General features: G+C 71.6%; 18 protein-coding genes. 6 read left to right on the top strand and 12 right to left on the bottom strand.

Translation table 11 applies throughout. The annotated features are described in order from the left end of the window. The 3 genes from ADK54_RS34185 to sbnB all read right to left on the bottom strand — a co-directional run. Positions 1-1,944, bottom strand: a 1,944-nt coding sequence (locus ADK54_RS34185; protein ID WP_159047982.1) for a condensation domain-containing protein, incomplete at its 3' end; no start/stop codon positions are given. A gap of 42 nt (positions 1,945-1,986) precedes the next feature. Beyond that, on the bottom strand, positions 1,987-3,018 hold the full coding sequence (sbnA, locus tag ADK54_RS34190; RefSeq protein WP_078966836.1) for a 2,3-diaminopropionate biosynthesis protein SbnA: 1,032 nt from the start codon (positions 3,016-3,018) through the stop codon (positions 1,987-1,989). A gap of 51 nt (positions 3,019-3,069) precedes the next feature. Further along, entirely contained in the window at positions 3,070-4,113 is a 1,044-nt protein-coding gene (gene sbnB / locus ADK54_RS34195) for a 2,3-diaminopropionate biosynthesis protein SbnB (protein WP_053729682.1), read from the bottom strand. A gap of 222 nt (positions 4,114-4,335) precedes the next feature. Between sbnB and ADK54_RS34200 the strand changes: the two genes are divergently transcribed. Then, positions 4,336-4,998 (top strand): LuxR C-terminal-related transcriptional regulator, encoded by a 663-nt coding sequence (locus ADK54_RS34200; RefSeq protein WP_053729717.1) that lies wholly within the window; start codon positions 4,336-4,338, stop codon positions 4,996-4,998. Here the strand turns inward: ADK54_RS34200 and ADK54_RS34205 are convergent. From ADK54_RS34205 to ADK54_RS34230, 6 genes are all read right to left on the bottom strand, one after another. Continuing rightward, positions 4,970-5,680 carry a 4'-phosphopantetheinyl transferase family protein gene (locus ADK54_RS34205; RefSeq protein ID WP_053729683.1) on the bottom strand — a complete coding sequence of 237 codons (711 nt, stop codon included), beginning with the start codon at positions 5,678-5,680 and terminating at the stop codon, positions 4,970-4,972. The two genes, ADK54_RS34200 and ADK54_RS34205, sit on opposite strands and share 29 nt — an antisense overlap. Then, entirely contained in the window at positions 5,677-6,612 is a 936-nt protein-coding gene (locus tag ADK54_RS34210; RefSeq protein WP_053729684.1) for a hypothetical protein, read from the bottom strand. Before ADK54_RS34210 ends, ADK54_RS34205 begins: the two co-directional genes overlap by 4 nt. A gap of 2 nt (positions 6,613-6,614) precedes the next feature. Next, a complete protein-coding gene (locus ADK54_RS34215; RefSeq protein ID WP_053729685.1) occupies positions 6,615-6,887 on the bottom strand; it encodes an acyl carrier protein in 273 nt (90 codons plus the stop codon). A 69-nt stretch (positions 6,888-6,956) separates the two neighbouring features. Further along, positions 6,957-8,246 carry a diaminopimelate decarboxylase gene (lysA, locus tag ADK54_RS34220; protein ID WP_053729686.1) on the bottom strand — a complete coding sequence of 430 codons (1,290 nt, stop codon included), beginning with the start codon at positions 8,244-8,246 and terminating at the stop codon, positions 6,957-6,959. Then, complete coding sequence (locus ADK54_RS34225; protein WP_053729687.1) at positions 8,236-9,651, bottom strand: ATP-grasp domain-containing protein; 1,416 nt, start codon at positions 9,649-9,651, stop codon at positions 8,236-8,238. Before ADK54_RS34225 ends, lysA begins: the two co-directional genes overlap by 11 nt. Before the next feature lie 89 nt (positions 9,652-9,740). Then, positions 9,741-10,601 (bottom strand): 3-oxoacyl-[acyl-carrier-protein] synthase III C-terminal domain-containing protein, encoded by an 861-nt coding sequence (locus ADK54_RS34230; RefSeq protein WP_234392325.1) that lies wholly within the window; start codon positions 10,599-10,601, stop codon positions 9,741-9,743. 368 nt (positions 10,602-10,969) lie between these two features. Here ADK54_RS34230 and ADK54_RS34235 point away from each other — a divergent pair, with 368 nt between their 5' ends. The 3 genes from ADK54_RS34235 (at position 10,970) to ADK54_RS34245 (ending at position 14,464) form a co-directional block, all read left to right on the top strand. Then, complete coding sequence (locus ADK54_RS34235; protein ID WP_053729689.1) at positions 10,970-12,469, top strand: MMPL family transporter; 1,500 nt, start codon at positions 10,970-10,972, stop codon at positions 12,467-12,469. Positions 12,470-12,568: 99 nt separating this feature from the next. Then, on the top strand, positions 12,569-13,873 hold the full coding sequence (locus tag ADK54_RS34240) for a sensor histidine kinase (RefSeq protein ID WP_107090685.1): 1,305 nt from the start codon (positions 12,569-12,571) through the stop codon (positions 13,871-13,873). Between the two features lie 129 nt (positions 13,874-14,002). After that, positions 14,003-14,464 (top strand): Rieske (2Fe-2S) protein, encoded by a 462-nt coding sequence (locus ADK54_RS34245; protein ID WP_053729690.1) that lies wholly within the window; start codon positions 14,003-14,005, stop codon positions 14,462-14,464. Here the strand turns inward: ADK54_RS34245 and ADK54_RS34250 are convergent. Continuing rightward, the gene (locus ADK54_RS34250; protein WP_053729691.1) at positions 14,451-15,101 is read right to left on the bottom strand and encodes an isochorismatase family protein; all 651 of its coding nucleotides are present in this window, start codon (positions 15,099-15,101) and stop codon (positions 14,451-14,453) included. The two genes, ADK54_RS34245 and ADK54_RS34250, sit on opposite strands and share 14 nt — an antisense overlap. A 103-nt stretch (positions 15,102-15,204) precedes the next feature. On the opposite strand from ADK54_RS34250, the gene ADK54_RS34255 reads away from it, so the two are divergent. Next, a complete protein-coding gene (locus ADK54_RS34255; protein WP_053729719.1) occupies positions 15,205-15,681 on the top strand; it encodes a pyridoxamine 5'-phosphate oxidase family protein in 477 nt (158 codons plus the stop codon). Positions 15,682-15,685: 4 nt separating this feature from the next. Here the strand turns inward: ADK54_RS34255 and ADK54_RS34260 are convergent, their stop codons facing one another. Continuing rightward, positions 15,686-16,588, bottom strand: coding sequence for a LysR family transcriptional regulator (locus tag ADK54_RS34260; protein ID WP_053729692.1), 903 nt, complete (start codon positions 16,586-16,588; stop codon positions 15,686-15,688). 74 nt (positions 16,589-16,662) lie between these two features. Here ADK54_RS34260 and ADK54_RS34265 point away from each other — a divergent pair, with 74 nt between their 5' ends. Beyond that, on the top strand, positions 16,663-17,619 hold the full coding sequence (locus tag ADK54_RS34265; RefSeq protein ID WP_420717454.1) for a DMT family transporter: 957 nt from the start codon (positions 16,663-16,665) through the stop codon (positions 17,617-17,619). On the opposite strand, the gene ADK54_RS34270 is transcribed toward ADK54_RS34265, so the two are convergent. Then, on the bottom strand, positions 17,613-18,953 hold the full coding sequence (locus ADK54_RS34270) for an aminotransferase class I/II-fold pyridoxal phosphate-dependent enzyme (RefSeq protein ID WP_053729694.1): 1,341 nt from the start codon (positions 18,951-18,953) through the stop codon (positions 17,613-17,615). The genes ADK54_RS34265 and ADK54_RS34270 overlap by 7 nt on opposite strands. Positions 18,954-18,970: the final 17 nt, after the last annotated feature.

Here is an 18,970-nt window from a genome sequence, read left to right on the forward strand (position 1 = left end):
GCCGAGGTCCTCCACCTTCGCAAGGAGGTGGTTGACCATGCCACGCCGGTGCACCATCGCCCCCTTGGGACGCCCGGTCGACCCGGACGTGTAGATCACATAGGCCAGGTCGTCATCACTGCCGTGCAGGGGGCGGAGAGCGGACAGGTCCACGGGGCCGTCCGTGAACGGCGTGTCCAGGACGAGGACGGTGACCGGGTGCCCGGCCGCCGCCGCGATGCCCTCGGCCAGGGCGCGCTGCCCGGGGCCGGCGAGCAGGACGCGCGCTCCGCTGTCGGACAGCAGGCCGCTCTGGCGGGCGAGCGGAGCTTCCACGTCCAGGGGCAGCCAGGCGCTGCCCGCTCCCAGCACGCCCAGGACGCCGCCGACGTAGTGCGCGCCGGGCTCGGCGAGGACCGCCACCAGCGAGCCGGTACCGGCTCCGGCCGACCTCAGACGGGCGGCCAGATCGTCGGCCCAGCGCGCCAACTCGGCGTACGAAACGGTGGTTTCGCCGTCCACGACGGCCGTCGCGCCGGGCCGCAGCGCGGCGGTCTCCCGTACGCGTTCGACCACGCCGGTGAACCCGCCGTCGCGCGCGGTGTCGTTCCACTCCACCAGGAGCCGCCGCGACTCCGCCGCGTCCAGTACCCCGACCCCGGCCAGGGGCCGGTCGAGGGGGCAGCGCGAGAAGGCGTCGAGGAAGGCGGTGAAGCGGTCGCGGTGGGCGTCGAGTTCCTCGGCCGTGTACAGCTCGGGGTTGGCGTTGAGGTGGATCTCGACGTGGTCGTCGGCCGAGTCGGAGACGGCGAACATGAAGTCGTTGACGATGCCGGTGGACAGGTTGTGCAGCGTCACCGCGCAGCCGCCGAAGCTCAGCTCCGGCTCCGGCGGCAGGACGTTGACGAACGGCCCGAAGGGCCTGCGGTCGTCCATGCGCAGCCCCATGTCCCGGCGCACCCGGTCGCCGCGGTAGCGCTGGTGCTTCAGCGTCCGCAGCAGGGAGTTGGCGACCTCGCGCAGCAGGCGGCCCGGGGTCGTAGCGGGGTGGACGGTGAGGCGCAGCGGGAGGTAGTTGGCGACCATGCCGGGCACCGAGCGGCCTGCCGCGCTGGTGCGGGCGTTGACGGGCAGGGTCAGCAGGATCTCGTCGGCGCCGGTCATGCGCTGGGTGTAGGCGCCGGCCGCGGCGATGACCAGGGTGGGCCAGGTGACCTCCGCCTCGCGTGCGGCGGCCCGCAGCCGCCGCACGGTCGACTCCTCAAGGCGCACGCTGCGGCGCAGGAACCCGCGGGCGGGGACGACCTCGTGTGGCGCGAAACTGACCGGGGCGGGGCCGTCGGCGAAGGTGCGGGCCCAGTGGTCGCGGTCCCGGGCGAAGCGGCGCGAGGCGGTGTACTCCCGCTCGTCGTCCACCAGGGCGTGCAGCGGCGGCAGTTGGCCCTCGGTGGTCGGCCTACCCTCGTGCAGCGCGGTGTAGAGCTCGGCGAGGCGCCGGTAGAAGAGGGGGCGTACGAAGCTGTCGCAGACGATGTGGTGGGCGCACAGGTAGAGGAACGCCCGGTCCGGGGCGAGGGTGAGGAGGGCGGACCGGAAAAGCGGGAAGGCCGTCACGTCGATGGGCCGCTCCAGGTCGTCCCGCATCCACTGGCGGGCCGCCGCCTCCGGGTCGGCGTGCCCGCTGAGGTCGACGGTGACGTACGGGAGGCCGTCCAGCGGCTCGACGATCTGGCGGACCTCGCCGGTCCGCTCCCCCGTGCCCGCCACGAAGCGGGTCCGGAAGCACTCGGCCTCGGTGAGGGCCAGGCCGAGCGCCCGCTCCAGGAGGGCGGCGTCCAGCGGGCCTCGGATGTCGAAGTGGTCGGCCATGTTGTAGGCGAGGGAGCCGTCGGTGAACTGCTCGTCGAACCAGATCTCGGTCTGGGCCATGGTGAGCGGCAGACCGGATGGGAAACGTGCGTTCATGACAGCAATACCTCCTGGAGGACCTTCAACGGGAAATGCGGATCAGCGGGCCGAGTCGATGGAGGCGGTCTCCATCTGCGGCCGTGGGGGCGGTGCGGCGGGCCCGGGGCGTTCCGGCAGGTCGGCGCCGTCGAGGCCGTAGATGTCCTGGACCCACTTGTCCCGGTAGACGGTGTCCATGTAGTGGTCGCCGAGGTCGGGGGAGATCGCGACGCCGACGATGTCGCGCTCCGGCCGGTTCTCGCCGATCCACTTCTGGGCGCCGCTCAGGACCGTCCCGGTGGAGCCGCCGAAGACGAAGCCGCCCTTCACCAGGCGGTGGCACATCCGGATGGTGTCGGCCTCCGGCACGTGGACCACGGCGTCGACGAACGACTCGTCGAGGAGTTCCGGGCGGACGCTGGTGCCCAGGCCCGGGATCATGCGCGGGCCCGGCGGGGTGCCGAAGGTGACCGATCCGACGCTGTCGACGGCGACCACGGTGACGGCCGGGTGCTGCTCGCGGAAGTAGCGTGCGCAGCCCATGAGGGTGCCGGTGGTGCCGGCGCCGATGAACAGGACGTCCAGGTCCGGGAATTGGGCGGCGATCTCGGGCCCGGTGGTGCGGTAGTGGCTCATCCAGTTGCCGGGGTTGGCGTACTGGTTGAGCCAGACGTAGTCGGTGTTGGCGGCGCACAGTTCTCTGACGTGCCGGATGCGGGCGCCGAGGAAGCCACCGGTTTCGTCGGGGGCGGTGATGACGCGGACCTGGGCGCCGAGGTTCTCCATGCGCTGCCGGTTGGCGAGGGTGCACCGGTTGTCGGTGACGCACACGAAGCGGTAGCCCATGCTCGCGGCCACCAGGCTGAGGGCGACGCCCAGATTCCCCGAGGAGGACTCGACGAGCGTCATTCCGGGCCGCAGCGTTCCGGCCCGCTCGCCCCGGGTCACCATCTCGACGGCGGCCTTCAGCTTGATGGAGCCGGCGAAGTTGAAGCCTTCGCACTTCAGATAGAGCTGGTCCCCGAGGATGTCCTTCAGGTCCACGAAGAGATCGGGCACATTGAATTCATGGGGGGTCGATATCACTGTCAAGTCAGGGGTCTCCCAACCGCAAAGAGAATGGTCCCGGTGGCGGGGAGAGCGTTACTTCTTCCCGTGCCGCGAGAGTTCGTGGAAGAAGCCGTCGACGACGCCCAGTTCGCCCGCGCGGACGAGCTCGTCGTACACGTACTTGGCGACCGTCAGGTCGAGCACGCCGAGGCCGAACGGGGAGAACACCACGGGCCGGTTGGTGGGTATCTTCACCATTCCGGTCATGACGTTGTGCAGCGTCCCGTTCAGGAAGTAGCGGTTGCCGACCTCCTGCTCGACGAGGTGGACCGAGGTGTCGGCCTTCAGGACGTGTTCGACGTCGTCGACCACGTTGGAGGAGGCCTTGATGACCTCGGGGCCGAGGTCGCGCAGCGAGACGTTGAGGACCACCGGGTTGTGCGAGAACCAGCCCGGGTTGGTCACGTGCGGGGCGCCCGCGACGGTCGCGAAGACGACCAGGTCGCTGGAGCGGATCAGGCTCTCGGCGTCGTCGTGGACGGTGATGCGGGCCGGGGATCCGGACTGCTCCAGGTAGGAGCCGAAGCCGGCGGCGTACTCGGTGCTGAGGTCGTGCACCCCCACCTCGTCGAACGTCCAGCCGCTGCCGGTCAGATAGGTGTGGATGTAGCGGGCGATGAGGCCGGTCCCGATGAAGCCCACCCGGACCGGACGGCCGCGCTCACGGGTGAGCCAGTCGGCCGCGAGCGCCGCCGAGGCTGCGGTGCGCACGGCGCTCACGATGGAGCTCTCCATGCAGGCGAAGGGGTAGCCGGTCTTCTGGTCGTTGAGGATGAGGACGGCGGAGGCGCGCGGCAGCCCCTGGGTGATGTTCTCGGGGAAACTCGAAATCCACTTGATGCCGTCGACGCCGATCTCCCCGCCGACCGAGGCGGGCAGCGCGATGATGCGTGAGGACGGCCGGTCCTCGAAGCGCAGGAAATACGAGGGCGGGTTGACCGTGTCGCCGATTCCGTGGACGCGGTAGGCGTAATCGACCAGCTCGACGATCTGCTTCTCCTGGCCGTCCAGCACCTGGTGCACCTGGGCACCTGAGATGACGGAGAAGGACGGGACCTCATTGCCAGAGGCGGGCATGGACACTCCATCATTGGGTCCGAAACGCTGACGGCATCACACTTCCTGAGCTCAATGACGTTTCAATGACGGGTCACTTACCGTCGCGAGGAAGCCCCGCCGAGCCGTTTCGTACGGGAAATGTCATTGGCCTGTCATTGGCGCCGGGTACCGTCGCAGCCGTACATGCGCTGTCCGCGGTGGTCCGGCGCCGAACCGCAGGCCGCCGTGGAAAGGGCCATGATGCGTGTCGTCCTCGGAGAAGACCTCTTTCTTCTGAGGGAGGGTCTGGAGCGTCTGCTGACCGCCAACGGCTTTTCCATCGTGGCGTCCGTCGACAACGCGCCGGACCTGCTGACGGCGCTCGTCGAGCAGCGCCCCGACGTGGCCGTGGTCGATGTGCGGCTTCCCCCCTCGTACACGGATGAGGGAATCCAGGTGGCCCTTGAGGCGCGCCGCCGCATTCCCGGGCTGCCGGTCCTGGTGCTCTCGCAGTACGTGGAGCAGCTCTACGCCCGCGAGTTGCTGGCGGACGGGGTGGGCTCGGTCGGCTATCTGCTGAAGGACCGGGTGCTCAACAGCGGCCAGTTCATCGAGGCGGTACGCAGCGTCGCGGGCGGCGGGACCGCCATGGACCCCAAGGTGATCAAGCACCTGCTGGGCAGCGGCGCCCGCAACGAGCTCCTTGAGAGTCTGACCCAGCGGGAGTTCGAGGTGCTCGGGCAGATGGCCGAGGGCAAGTCGAACGCCCGGATCGCCGAGTCGCTGTTCGTCACCGACAAGGCGATCGGGAAGCACATCAACAACATCTTCAGCAAGCTGCACCTGCTGCCGTCCAAGGACGACAACCGGCGGGTACGGGCGGTGCTCGCCTACCTCAACCAGTCCAACCGGGCCACGATTTGAGCTCGGCCGTGAAGGGCCGGGCGCCCGCGAGGGCCAGCGCGGCGGCGTAGCCGTCCGGAGCGGGCAGCCCGGACAGCCGCCAGCTGCCGGGGAGGCGGCCCGCGGGATCCTGGAGCGCCCCGATGTCGGGGCCGGACACCGGCAGGTGGAAGTTCTCAAGCAGCCGTCCCCCGGCTGCTTTCACCCATGCCTCCTTGCGCGTCCACAGCCGGGCGAAGCGGGCCGCGGCTTCCGCCCGGCCGCCTCCTGCGGCGCGTACCCATGCGGCCTCGTCCGGGGGGAAGTGGCGGTCCGCGAGCCGGGTCCGGTCGTCGCCGTGCACGCGCTCCACGTCGACGCCGACGTCGCGGCCGGCGGTGACGGCGAGCAGTGCGAGGTCGTCGCAGTGGGAGAGGCTGAAGCGGAGTTCCTCGTGACCGGCGAGCTCCGGTTTGCCCCAGTCGCCGTGCCTGAAGATCAGGTCTTTCGGCGGGCGGTCCAGGTAGTGGCCGAGGATGTGGCGCATGGCGCCGTGCGAGACGGTGTGGCGGCGCCGGGTGTCCACAAACGCGGCGGCCGCCCCGCGCCGCCGCTCCTCGGCGTCCAGTACGGCGGACAGCCGGGCGAGCAGCGGCGGCGGTGCGGTCAGCGGGATCCGCCAGACGTGCACGGTGTCCCGCGGCGGACGCGTGGCACGGGTCACGCCGCGGCGACCGGCGCGGCGGCGAGCGTGAAGTCGGCGGTGCTCAGGGAGAGTTGGCCCACTTCCGGTTCGTAGTCGGCGACCACGACGCGGCCGCCGCTGCCCGTCCAGCGGGGCAGCTGCTCGGTGAGCACCGCCCACGCCCCGGTGCAGGGAAACTCTGGTGACGGGATCAGCACTTCGCCGGAGAACCCGGCCGGGAGGTCGCGTCGGGCGTCGAAGCCCGGTCCGAGGATCACGGCCGGCGCGGCACTGCCCGAGAGCGGCCCGGCCAGCGCCTCGGCCAGCAGGGCGCGGGCCCCGTCTGCGCCAAGGGCGCTCTCCTGGCGCACCGACAGGGGTGCGCCAGGACCGTCCTCGGCGAGCAGCAGGGCGACCGCGCTGTCGCGCGCGTCCTCGCCCTGGCGCGGCGGCAGGGGGTCGGAGGGCACCGTGGTCTGGTCCATGACGGTGATCAGGACCTGGCGGCCCTGGCCCTGGCGCGCGTACTGGGCCGCGAGCCGCAGCGCGGTGTGCGGGCCGGCGTCGCCCTGCTCCCCCACGGCGAAGGCCAGGGGGTCGCCGGGCAGCGCCTCGGTGAGGTACGAAGCCGCCGACAGGCGGGTGTCGAAGTCGGGCACGGCCGAGGCGACGAGGACCAGGTCGAAGGGGTGGGTGAGCGGGGGGAGCGCCCCGACCAGGTCCGCCGCCATCTCGGCGAAGGTGGTGCGGTTGGCCCGCTCCAGGCGCTCGCGGTCGAACGTGGTGCCGTACTGCTCGGCCATGTCCGAGTAGAGCCGGACCAGGAACGGGTCCGCGGGCGCCGGAGCCTTGGCGCCGAAGGTGCGGTGCTCGGCCGCGACGAGCCGCAGCCCGCCCGCCGTCCGGTCGGCCCGGCCGTCCGGATGCGCGCGGACCGGGGCGGGCCGGTCGAGGGAGCCGGTGCGGTACACGACTACGCGCTCGCCGCGGCGGCCACGTAGTCGGCCAGCGTGCGGACGGTCGCGAAGTGGTGCATCTCCAGCTCCTCGGTGTCGAACTCGACGTCGAAGGCCTCTTCCAGGCGCATCAGCAGGTCGAGCACGCCGGTGGAGTCCAGGCCGTAGTCGTCGAAGAGCCGGGCGTCGCCGCCGAGGTCCGGCAGCTCGCGTTCGAGCACGTCGGCCAGCGCCTCGCGGACGGTCGCGATGGTCCGGTCCTGGGCTGCGGTGTCGATGGTCTGGGTCATGGTGTCGCTCCTCTTTCTCATGGATCGTCGCCGGGTACGGCCCGTGGGCCAATTCCCTTTGTGGATAGCTCAGTTGTCCTGTGTTGCGGGGTTCTCGGGTACGTACAGGTGCTGGCGGCGCAGCAGGTCCCCGGCCTGCTCGCGTTCGCCGACCAGGTGGCTGCGGCCCCCGGCGACGAGCACCTCGGCGGGGTAGCCGTGGCTGAGGAAGTGCACCGGCGAGGCGGTCGGGCCGTAGGCGCCGGAGCGCAGTACGCCGATGAGGTCGCCGGGTCGCAGCGCGGGCAGTTTCGCCTTCTTGCCGAGGGTGTCGTTGGGGGTGCAGAGCGGGCCGGTGATGTTCCAGCTCTCGGTGGCTTCCTCGTCGGTCCGGTCGAGCAGCTGGATCGGGAAGTTCCGCTTGACGAAGGAGCCGATGCCGACGGCCGCCATGTGGTGGTTGGTGCCGCCGTCGACGACCGCGAAGTTCTCGTTCATCGACGTCTTCACGTAGCGGACCCGGGTCACGTACGTGCCGAACGGCGCGGTGAGGTAGCGGCCCAGCTCGTTGATGAGCCGGGTCGCCGGGTGCCGTGCCGCGAACGCCTCGATGACGGGGTTCAGCCGGGCGGCGAGCGCCTCCGGGTCGAGGTCCCGCTCGCCGTCGAAGTACGCGACGCCGAACCCGCCGCCGAAGTCGACCAGTTCGAGCGGGAAGCCGAGCTTCTCGGCGATCCGCTCGGCCAGGTCGAGGATGCGGCCGGTGTTCTCGGCGATGACGTCCTCGTCGAGGATGCGGGTGCCGAGGTAGACCTGGACGCCCATCAGACGCACCTGCGGATGACGCTCCGTCAGGTCGGGCAGGTCGAGGAGCTGGGCCTCGTCGATGCCGAACTGCCGGGGCTTGCCGCCCATCGTCAGTCCCGAGCCCTTGACCGAGAAGCTGGGGTTGACGCGCAGAGCGACGTCCGCGGTGGTGCCGCGTTCCCGGGCGAGCTCGTCGATGAGGTCGAGTTCGCCGAGCGACTCGCAGATGATGGCGTGGATGCCCTCGTCGAGGCAGGCGGCCAGTTCTTCGCGGCTCTTGCCGGGGCCGAGGAAGATGATGTTCTCGGGCTCGATGCCGGCCCGCCGGGCGGTGATCAGCTCGGTCATGGAGGAGATCTCCGCGCGGGCTCCCTGCGCGCCGAGCAGCGCGCAGACGGAGATGTTCGGGTTGGCCTTGAGGGAGAAGAAGATCTCGGCGCGCGGGTGCAGGAGCGCGCGGAGGCGCTGGAAGTGCGCGGCGAGGGCGTCGCCGTCGTACACGTACAGGGGCGTGCCGTACCGCTCGGCGAGTTCGCCGACGCCGATGCCCTGGATCTCGAACTCAGCTGTCATGTCGGACTCCTTCCGTCACCGCGGCGAGGCGGGCGGTGATCTCTGTGTCGATCGCGACGACCTGCTCCGCGGTGTCGGCCACGACGAGGCCGTAGAGCCGGCCGTCGGTGCTCGCGGTGGCGTCCGCGGCTGCTTCGGCGGCGCGCACGGCCGCGTTGACCGTGGCGAAGTTGTTGACCAGCAGGCCGCTGCCGTCGGGGCGGTCGAGCAGCAGCCCGTCAAGGGCGCGGCTCAGGGTGTCGAAGGCGACGGGCTCGACCGGCTTCAGCGGGTAGTGCCGGGCGAGCGCGACGCGGCCCTCGCCGACGAAGGCCTCCTGGAGGAGCACCTGATACGTGGACATGTTGTTCCGCGCGTTGATCTCGATGACCGGGAAGACGCCGCCGTCCGGGGTCAGCAGCGCGTCCATGCCCGCGACCCCGAAGTACCCGTCGGCGGCCAGGCGTTCGCCGATGCGCGGTCCGGCGTCGGTGATCTGTGCGGCCTGCTCGGCACTGAGCCGGGCGGGCATGCGGTGGCCCTTGTGGGTGCCGCCCTCGGTGAGGGCCTCCTTGACGAAGTCGAAGTGCACCGAGCCGTCGCGACCGACCGTGACCTGGTAGTTGAGGTCGGTCTGCTTGGCCACCCACTCCTCGACGACGAGGCCGACCCGGTCGCTGCCGGCTTTTTCGGCCCGGGAGAGGACCATGCGGTGGACGCGGTCCAGGCGCCGCTCGCTCTCGACGACCATGATGCCCTTGCCGGACACGCCGAAGGCGTCCTTGAGGACGATCTTGCGTCCCTGCGCGAGGAGTTCACGGGCCGCGCCGACCGCCGCGTCGAACTCGGCGACGGTGTCGCACGCCCAGCCGCGCGGCTGGGCCAGGCCCAGCTCGTCGGCGAGGCGACGGCTGTAGATCTTGCTGTTGACGGCCTTGCAGACGGCGGCCGTCGGGTGGGCGAGCCCGAGCCCGGTCGCCCGGGACAGCTCCTCCTCGACCAGCGAGACGCCGTGTGCGTACAGCAGCGGGGCCGGTCCGTCCGTCCCGGCGAGCGAGGCGAGGGCGGCCCGCAGAGCGGGGTCGGCGAGCACGTCCTGGGTCACGGTGCGCCGCGGCTCCGGGGCGGTGACGACGTGCACGGCGGGCAGCTTCAGGCCCAGCCCTTCGAGATACGTCAAGTACCCGGGATCGGGGCGGTCCTTGAGGACGACGTGGTCGCCCTCCCCCGCCAGGAGCAGGGCGAACTCGTCCATGGAGTTCACCACGGCGCCGCCGTCGGTGAACCCGAGGCGGGGCAGCCCGGGCTCCCCCACCGCCCACTGCTCCTCGACCTCGAAGTTCCCGAGGAAGACGAAGGGGGTGCTCGTCGCTCCGGCTACGGCGGACTTCAGCCGGGCGTTGAATCCCGGCAGCAGAGTTTCCATGATTTCCGTGGTTCCCTTCACCTCACCGGCTGGCCGGCGGGTTCGACGGTGAGCGCGCTTTCGATCATGTCGTCGGCGCCGTTGCGTGCTCAGTGCTGGACGACCATCGCCGAGAAGGTCGCGCCGAGGCCGACCGCCGTCAGGAGATAGTGCGCTCCCGGCCGCAGAAGACCGCGTTCGGCGGCCGTTCCGTAATTGATGAACGGGTCGGCGGCGAAGCAGTGACCGGTGACGGGGATGTTGTCCAGGAAGATACGCTCCATGGGAATCCCGACCTCCCCGGAAACCCCTCTCCAGGAAATGGTGTTGACGTTGTGCGGGATGACCAGGTCAATGTCGTCGAAAGAGATCCCGGCCTCCTCGCAGGCGGCCCGCATCACTTCGGCGAGCGCGCCGGTATAGGCCTTGTTGAATTCGGCGGGCGATTCCTCGCCGGTGATGACGTCGTCATAGAACCGGCCGTGCGTACGGCAGGCGTGTCCGAGAATCCGGTCGCCGTCCTGGGCACCGCCGAGCCGCACCAGGACGGCGGCCGCGCCCTCTCCCCCGATATTGCTCCGCGGGACCCCGCGCGCCGCCGGGGTGAAGGTCTTCTCGCCGGTCAGGACCAAGGCGAGCGCCTCCGGGTCACCGTCGGCGGCCAGCAACGTGCGGGCGGTGTCCACGGCTTGCATTCCCGATGCGCAAGCCTGCTGCGTCACCGAAAGGACAGCAGCCCGGCGCAGCCCGAGTTCCTCGGCGACACGCCGGAGTGAACTGGTAGGATCCGGACTGCTGCTGACAAATGTACGGGCCTGGATCACATACCGGACCCGGTCCTCCTGTCCGCGCAGCGCGTCGAGTTCGGACGCCGCGGCGAGCAGCAGCTCGTCCTCCCGACGGTGCGGGGAACGGCAGACCGCGGAGAGTCCGTAGAATCGCTGGAAGCGCTTCGTCTGCGCTTCGTCCACTGCAGATTCTTCCGCGAGTTCAGCGATGGGGACACTCTTCGGGAGATAGGTGGAAACGGCCGTCAACGATGTCATTCAGCCGCTCCGGCAAATCTCGGCACTCTCGCGCTCCCCGTCTTTTGTAACCCACCGGCGTGCTGTCCAGGACAGTGTTGCGAAAGCCACTGACAGCCGAGTGACCGCCCAATGACAGCCTTTATCAAGAGCCATTCGGGGCGAGTTCGGAATTTCCGCAGTGGTGCTAGGCCCACTTTTGAAGGGCGGCTTAACAGGTGTGCGCTCGGGGCGGCACACCACCAGCATGGTGAGCGCCCTGCCCCTGAACACACATCCGGGCTCCAGGGGAGGCTCAAGAGAAAGAGGTACCCGTGGTCGTGACAGGCCTGGCGGCGGCCGTGGACCGGGTGGCCGGCTGGAGCGCCGGTCATCCCCGGCGGGCGATCGCACTCTGGCTGTGCATCGTGACCGCCTCGGTGACCGGGGGTGGCCTTGCCCTGCACGCGCGCCGCACCGTCTGGCTGGACACCGCGCGGGCCGGCGCGGCCGAACCCTTCAGCGGCGGCTTCACGGGGGTGGGCCCCGCGGGCACGCTGCTGATCGCGGCGACGGTGGTCCTGGTGGTGATGACCTGCCTGCTCGCCGCGATCCCACCGGCGCTCCTCACGGTGCTCGTCGCCCTCAGCGCCGTGGCCGCCGCGACGGGCTGGTGGGCGCTCGCGGCGCTGTGTTTCGCGGACCACGGCCCGACACTGTCGGTGCTCGCGCTCGCCGCCGTCCTCGGGGCGTCGCTCGGCCTGGTCCATTCACTGATCTACCTGTGGCGCGAGCGGCTGACCTGGCGCCGCTGGCCCGACCGGCCGGGCCCGGCCGGCACCGCGGCCGCCTCCAGCCGCTCCGTGCTGCGGTCCTGCTGCGTGACGATCGTGGTGACCTGCGGCCTGTATGCCTCCGGCGACGCGATGCTGTCCGCCGTGGCGACCGGGGTGATCCTCACCGTGGCAGCCGTCATGCTGGCCTCCCTCACCGTGCTGCCCGCCGTCTGTGCCCGCTACGGACGGCGGTTGGGCTGGCCCCGGCTGCCCGTCCTGTGGCGGCTGGCCTACCGGCTCGGCCCGCCCCGGCTGTGGCCCGCGCTGCTGCGGCCCGGCGTCCGGCGGCCGGTCGTGACACTGGTGTCCTCAACTGTCGTGCTCGGCCTGCTCGCCCTGCCACTGCTGTGGTGGGACCCGACCGGTTCGACGGGCGGCCCGACCGGCATCGGCGGCGCGTCGGACGGCACCGCCACCGAGCTGACGGTGGCCGCAGTGGCCCTCTCCGCGGTCCTGCTGACCTTCGCCGCCCTGACCGCCGTGTTCCGCTCCGCCCCCGCCGCCCTCGCGGTCACGCTGCCCAGCGCCCTGGCGTCCGCCGCGTCCTGCGGGCTCGCCCTGCTGATCCTGACGGTGTGGAAACCCCGGCAGGCCCCGGGTACTTGGGGCCACAGCACCACCGCCGCCTGGGCGCCGCTGTTGAGTTTCGTTCTCGCCCTCGCGGTCTCCGTGAACTTCCACCGCTTCGTGGTCGATCACGTCCTGGAGTCCGGGGCTCATGGGATGCCCGCGCGCGAGGCCACCGTGCGCGGCCTGACCGGCACGTCGGACGCCGTCACCGGCGGCGCCACCGTCATGGGCACCGTGTTCGCGCTCGCCACGCAGCTGTGCTCCGGGGAAGTGGGGCGGCTCAGCGTCGTCCTGATCACCGCGGTGGCCCTGAACGCCACTCTCGTACGGGCACTGACCCTCCCCTCCCTGCTCATCCTGCTGGGCGGCCGCGGCCTGCGGCCCCAGGCACCCGCGCGCGGGACGGGTGTCACCTCCCGCAAGAGGTAGGCCTAGGCCTACTGACCTTCGCCCGCGCGACGCCCAAGATGATCAACGTAAGACGACGGGGGTGATCCTCCCGGGCCGAGCAACATGGAGACGACTGACATGACGGATGGTTCGACCGGTTCCCCGCACGGAGTGCGGCAGGGACGCTCGTGGTTCACGGCGGGCTGGGTGGCGATGGGCCGCGGGCTCGCCATGTTCGGCCTGGGGCTGCTTGCCGTGTTCCTCGCCTGGTTCGCGCTCACCGCGATGTCCCTGGTGGTCATAGGCGTCGGCCTGTTCCTGGTCCCGCCCATGGTCGCGGCGGTGCGCTGGTCCGCCCGGGCGCAGCGCCGGATGACCGCCGCGAGCGGGGTGGAGATCGCCTCCCCCTACCGGGCCGCTCCCCCGGCGCGGAGCGGCTGGCTGGGCGCCTGGCGCAGGTGCGAGGCGCTCTTCACCGACAGCGCCACCTGGCGTGACCTGCTGTGGGCACAGGTCTCCATCACCGTCGGCGGGCTGCTCGCGATCATTCCGTTCGGCATGCTCGCGCACGGCGTCTTCGGTCTGCTGCTGCCGCTGATCTGGGAGCCGGTGGTCACCGCCTGGGACGGCAGTTGGTACATGTTCATCCCGCTCAACGACCACGACGACGCCGTCATGGCCGCCGTGCTCGGCTTCGTCGAGATCCCCGTCGGCCTCTTCATCGCACCGTACGTACTGCGCCTGCACGCCCGTCTGACGCACTCGGTGCTCGCCCCCACCGAGCGGTCCCGCATGTCGCACCGCGTCCAGCACCTGGCCCGGACCCGCACCGACGTGGTGGACTCCTCCGCCGCCGAGATCCGCCGCATCGAGCGCGACCTGCACGACGGCGCGCAGGCCCGCCTGCTCGCCATGGGCATGAAGATCGGCGCCGCGGAGTCGCTCCTCGACCAGAACCCCGAGGCCGCCCGCGCCCTGCTGGCCGAGACCCGGGACGCCTCGGTGCAGGCCCTGGAGGAACTGCGCAATCTGGTCCGCGGCATCCACCCGCCCGTGCTCGCCGACCGGGGCCTGGTCGACGCCGTACGCTCCCTCGCCCTGGAGAGCCACCTCCAGGTCCACGTCACCGCGAACCTGCCGGCCCGGCCGGAGCCCGCCGTGGAATCCGCCGGCTACTTCGCCGTCTGCGAGCTGCTGGCCAACGCGACCAAGCACTCCGGCGCCCGCCGCGTCCTGATCGACCTTCAGCACCGCGCCGGCGCCCTCTTCATCACCGTCACGGACGACGGCCACGGCGGCGCGGGCGCCGAGGCGGGCAGCGGCCTGCTCGGCATCGAACGCCGCATCGGCGCCTTCGACGGCACCCTCGGCATCAGCAGCCCCCCGGGCGGCCCGACGACGGTCTCCCTCCAGGTCCCCTGCAAGCTGACGACGGGGGTCTGACCACCCGGCCGCGACTACCCGGCCCCGACCGCCCGGTTCCTGAGAACCGGGCGGATCGCTGAACGCCCCGCGCGTCCCTCCCGTACACCCTCACGCAGCTACGCGTCGTACGTCGAGAGGACAGTCAGCATGAGCACCGAATCGCAGTCCGTACCCGTGCAGGTACCGGCGCGCCGCACCGTCATCGCGTGTGTCGGCGCGGCCGGGCTCGCCGCCGCGCTCACCGCTTGCGGGGGCGGCTCGGACAACGCGGGTGGGGCCGACGACACCAAGCCCGCCGGGGACGGCGGCGGCAAGGACGCCGGGGGCGTGCTCGGCAAGACGTCGGACATCCCGCAGGGCGGCGGGAAGATCTTCGCCGCGCAGGGCGTCGTGGTCACCCAGCCGACCGCGGGGCAGTTCAAGGCGTTCTCGGCGAAGTGCACGCATCAGGGCTGCGCCGTGTCGTCGGTGTCGGGCGGAACCATCAACTGCCCTTGCCACGGCAGCAAGTTCGATGTCGCCGACGGCAGCGTCAAGGGCGGCCCCGCGCCGTCCCCGCTGCCCGCCGCCGCGATCTCCGTCGAGGGGGATTCGATCAAGCTCGCGTGACGCGGCGGGTCACCTTGAGGCAGCCCAGGATGTCGTCGGTGGCGGCCACCGTGGCGACCAGCGCGAGGGTGTTGCGGATCATCGCGGGGGTGTAGTCGGCCGGCACCCCCGCGATCGCGTCGGCCGCGACCACCACCGTGTAGCCGAGGTTGACCGCGTCGAAGACCGCGTTGGGGATCGCCACGTTCGCCGAGACGCCGGTGACGATCAGGGTGCGGCAGCCGAGGTTGCGGAGCAGCGGGTCCACGTCCGTGCCGGCCACGGGTGAGAGGCCGTGCAGTCGGCGTACGACGATGTCCTCGTCGGCCACCTCGATCGGCTCGGCGATCCGCACCGCCCGCGAGCCCGAGTACTGCTGCACGGGCAGCCGCTCGGCGGCCCGGAACAAGCGCGCGTTGCGGCTGGCCCCGCGCCCGTCGGGGCGGCGCTCCGCGACCGCGTGCAGCACCTGGACGCCCGCCTCGTGCGCGCCCGCCACCAGACGGGCCACGTTGTGCAGGGCCCCCGACTCCCTTGCCACCTTGGCGAGTTCGGGCAGTGCGCTGTCCGCGCCAACCACGCCCTGCTGGCATTCGACGGTCAGCAGGACCGTGGAGGCGGGGTCGAGCTGTTCCGCGAGGAGTTCCTTCGTCGCCATGGCGCGGGAGGCTAACCGCCATTGCGTTACGAGGGAAGAGCGCGCCATGATTTCTGACACATCGTCAGAATGCTTGCACGCACTCGTGGAAGGGATGGCACAGATGACCGCCACGCAGCGCCGGGGCCGCCGGATCATGATGACCGACGAGGAGCGCGACGCCTTCCTCGGCGAGCAGCGCACCTGCCGGGTCGCCACCGTCTCGGCCGACGGAAAGCCGCACGTCGCCCCGCTCTGGTACGTCTGGCACGGCGGCTCGCTCTGGCTGTACTCGATCACCCGCAGCCGCCGCTGGACCCAGCTCGGCAAGGACCCGCGCGTCGCGGTGGTGGTGGACGACGGGACGGAGTACGGGGAGCTGCGCGGGGTGGAGCTCAGCGGCAGCGTCGTCCCGGTCGGCGAAGCCCCGCGCACCGGGGAGCCGTGTCCCGAACTCCTCGATGTGGAGCGGGAGTTCGCGGCGAAGAACTTCGGCCTGGACGAGATGTTCCACGACGGGCGGCACGCGTGGCTGCGGCTGACGCCGGACACCGTGGTGTCGTGGGACTTCCGCAAGCTGGGCGGCGACTTCGGGCGGTAGGCCCTCAGGCCAGCCCCTTCCCCGCCGCCGCCAGCGCGTCGACCGCCGCCCGGATCGAGGGCCTGCGGTCGGCGTCGGCGCGCCACACGGCGTACACATGGCGGCTCATCGCGTCGCGCACCGGGACCACCCGCACCCCGTCGGGGATCGGGCCGCGGCCGAGGCGCGGGGCGATGCTGACCCCCAAACCGGCTTCGACCAGGGCGAGTTGGGTGGCGTGCTCGCGGGCCACATGGGCGATCCTCGGCTCGATCCCCTTGCCGCGCAGGGTGAACATCAGCCACTCGCTGCAGAACTCGCCCTCGGGCCAGGTGATCCACTCGTCGTCGGCGAACTCCTCCAGGTCCACCACGTCCCGGCCGGCCAGCGGATGCCCGGCGGACAGGGCGACGTCCGCGAGGTCGTCGAGGACCGCCCGCTTGGCGAGCCCGTCGGGCAGCGGCAGCGGCTTGTTGTACCAGTCGAGTACGAGCGCGAGGTCGAGGTCGCCGAGCAGCACGCCCCGCACCGACTCGTCGGCCTCCAGCTCGTCGGAGCGGACGGCGAGCTGCGGGTGCTCGGCGCGCAGCGAGGCGAGCGCCGCGGGGAAGAGCCCCCGGGCGGCGGTGGCGAAGCCCGCGATCCTGAGCTCACCGACGACCCGGCCGCGCTGGGCCTCCAACTCGGCCTGGGCCACCTGGACTTGGGACAGGATGCGCGTGGCGTGCTCGGCAAGGAGCCGGCCGGCGTCGGTGAGCCGCACGCCGCGTCCGTTCTTGGCGAGCAGCGGCTGGCCGGCCTCCCGCTCCAGCTTGGCGAGCTGCTGGGAGACGGCGGAGGTGGTCACGTGCAGGGTGTCGGCCGCGCCGCCCACCGAGCCGTGCCGGGCCACCGCGTCGAGGGTGCGCAGGCGCTCCAGATTCAACATGTAAGCGATGCTAACTGATTACGCGCATGAATTCTCGCTTGTGCTACGTAGTTCTGCGCCGCATTCTGGTCGCCATGAGCACCAGCGCCCCGTCCCGGGCCACCTCCTCCCCACCGACCCCGACGACCACCCCGCGCCGCCCCGCCCTGGACTGGCGCATCCGGTTCGCGGCGCTTTCCCTGATCTGGGGCTTCAGTTTTCTGCTGATCAAGGTCGGCACGGACGGCTACGCCCCGTTCCAGGTGACCTTCGGACGACTGCTCTTCGGCACGCTGGTGCTCGCCGTGGCGATGGCCGTCAAGCGCGAGCGGCTGCCGCGCGGTCGCCGCACCTGGCTGCATCTGACCGTGGCGGCGCTGCTCCTCAACGCCGCACCGTTCTCGCTCTTCGCCTACTCGGAACTGACGATTCCGTCGACGCTGGCCGGCATCTGCAACGCGACCTCGCCGCTGTGGGGCATGGCGCTGTCGTTGGTCGCGCTCTCCGAGGACCGGCCGACCCGCCGCCGGGTCGCGGGTCTCGGCCTCGGCTTCCTCGGGGTGCTCACGGTGCTCGGTGCCTGGCAGGGCTTCCACGGCCTGGACGTCACGGGCACCGCGATGGCGCTGCTCGCCTCACTCTGCTACCCGATCGGCTGGATCTACGTCCGGCGCACGCTCGCGGGCAGCGGCCACTCCAACCTGTCCCTGATCGGCTCACAGCTCGGCGTCGCCACCCTCCAACTGGCCCTGGTCACCCCGCTGTTCGCCGGTTTCCCGAGCTCCTTCCCGCTCGTCCCGCTGCTCGCCGTCGCGGCGCTCGGCGCACTCGGCACGGGTCTCGCGGTGCTCGTCCAGTACGGGCTCGTCAACGAGGTGGGGCCGACCACGGCGCAGATGGTCACCTACTTCATCCCGGTGATCGCCACGGCGGCCGGTGTCGCGGTCCTCGGCGAGAGCCTCAGCTGGAACACGCCGGTCGGCGCGGCCATCGTGCTCGCGGGCGCGGCCCTCACCCAGAGCCGCGCCCGCGCGAAGCCGAAGGCTCAGTAGGCGTAGCGCGTCCCGGGGCCCGGGCCGATCGCGGCGGCGATCGCGTCCGCGAGCGGCCCGATGTCGTCCTGGGTCAGGCTCGACACGGTGAGGCGCACGCCGGGCGCCGAAGCCATCCGGAAGCGGGCGCCGGGCGCCACCGCCCAGCCCGCGTGCAGCAGCCGGGACACCGCGCCCGTCTCGTCGGGCACCGGCACCCAGACCACGAAGCCGCTGCGCCCGCGCGCCTCGACGCCCCGCTCGCGCAGCGCCCGCAACAGGCCCGCGCGCCGTTCGCGGTACGAGCGCGCGACCTTCGCCGGGTCGACGGCGCCCGACGTCCACAGCTCGACGACGGCCCGCTGGAGCAGTCGGCTGACCCAGCCGGGGCCGAGCCGCTGGCGTCCGCGCACCCGGTCGAGAGTGACGGCGTCCCCGGTCAGCACGGCGAGCCGCAGATCCGGCCCGTACGCCTTGGCCACGGACCGCACGAAGGCCCAGTGCTCGGTGACCGGGGCGACCGGATGCAGCGGCAGGTCGACCATGCCGTGGCCGTGGTCGTCCTCGATGAGCAGCACCCCTGGGTGCGCGGCCAGCAGTTCGCGCAGGGCCCGGGCGCGGGCCGCGCTCACGGCGGCGCCCGTCGGGTTCTGCGCCCGGCAGGTGATCACGACGGCCTTGGCGCCCGCGGCCAGTGCGCGTTCGAGCCCGTCGGGCAGCGGGCCCTCGTCGTCGAGCGCCATGGGTTCGGGCCGCAGCCCCAGCGCCGGTACGAGGTCGAGCAGCGCGCCCCAGCCGGGATCCTCGATCGCCACGGCGTCGCCGGGGCGCAGGTGCGCGGTGAGCACCCGCTCGATGGCGTCGAGCGAACCCGAGAGCACGCCGACCGGCCCGTCCGGCACGCCTCCTTCGTCGAAGTCGGCGCGGGCCAGGCGCGCGAGTTCCTCGTCCACGGGCTCCTGCCCGTACATGTAACGCCCGGGCCGTTCGGCGTTGCTGCGGGCGGCGGCGGCCAGCGCCTCGTCGAGCGGCGGGAGCAGCGCCGCGTCCGGGTTGCCGTCGGCGATGTTGCGCACGCCGTCGGGCACGTCCACGCGGATGAGGTCGCGGGCGGTGCTCGCGGGCCTCGGGCGCACGCGGCTGCCGCGCCGGCCCGCCGTCTCGATCACCCCGCGGTCGCGCAGCAGCCGGTAGGCGGCCGCGACCGTATTGGGATTGACGCCGAGCTCGGTCGCCAACTCCCTGAGCGGAGGCAGCAGTTGGCCCGGTTCGAGCCCTCCGGCACCCACCGCGCGCTCCACGCTCTCGGCAATCTCCGATGCGCGACGCCCCTCGATCCGATATTCTCCTAGCACAAACCAGATTATGCACT

Origin of the sequence: Streptomyces sp. WM6378 (assembly GCF_001279695.1) — a bacterium.
Taxonomy (GTDB): domain Bacteria; phylum Actinomycetota; class Actinomycetes; order Streptomycetales; family Streptomycetaceae; genus Streptomyces.

Bases quoted from the DNA above. Each gene is read 5' to 3' on its own strand.
- sbnB (WP_053729682.1), bottom strand. From the start codon at position 4,113: ATGCCCGCCTCTGGCAATGAGGTCCCGTCCTTCTCCGTCATCTCAGGT.
- ADK54_RS34200 (WP_053729717.1), top strand. From the start codon at position 4,336: ATGCGTGTCGTCCTCGGAGAAGACCTCTTTCTTCTGAGGGAGGGTCTG.
- ADK54_RS34215 (WP_053729685.1), bottom strand. From the start codon at position 6,887: ATGACCCAGACCATCGACACCGCAGCCCAGGACCGGACCATCGCGACC.
- lysA (WP_053729686.1), bottom strand. From the start codon at position 8,246: ATGACAGCTGAGTTCGAGATCCAGGGCATCGGCGTCGGCGAACTCGCC.
- ADK54_RS34225 (WP_053729687.1), bottom strand. From the start codon at position 9,651: ATGGAAACTCTGCTGCCGGGATTCAACGCCCGGCTGAAGTCCGCCGTA.
- ADK54_RS34240 (WP_107090685.1), top strand. From the start codon at position 12,569: ATGACGGATGGTTCGACCGGTTCCCCGCACGGAGTGCGGCAGGGACGC.
- ADK54_RS34245 (WP_053729690.1), top strand. From the start codon at position 14,003: ATGAGCACCGAATCGCAGTCCGTACCCGTGCAGGTACCGGCGCGCCGC.
- ADK54_RS34250 (WP_053729691.1), bottom strand. From the start codon at position 15,101: ATGGCGACGAAGGAACTCCTCGCGGAACAGCTCGACCCCGCCTCCACG.
- ADK54_RS34255 (WP_053729719.1), top strand. From the start codon at position 15,205: ATGACCGCCACGCAGCGCCGGGGCCGCCGGATCATGATGACCGACGAG.
- ADK54_RS34260 (WP_053729692.1), bottom strand. From the start codon at position 16,588: ATGTTGAATCTGGAGCGCCTGCGCACCCTCGACGCGGTGGCCCGGCAC.
- ADK54_RS34265 (WP_420717454.1), top strand. From the start codon at position 16,663: ATGAGCACCAGCGCCCCGTCCCGGGCCACCTCCTCCCCACCGACCCCG.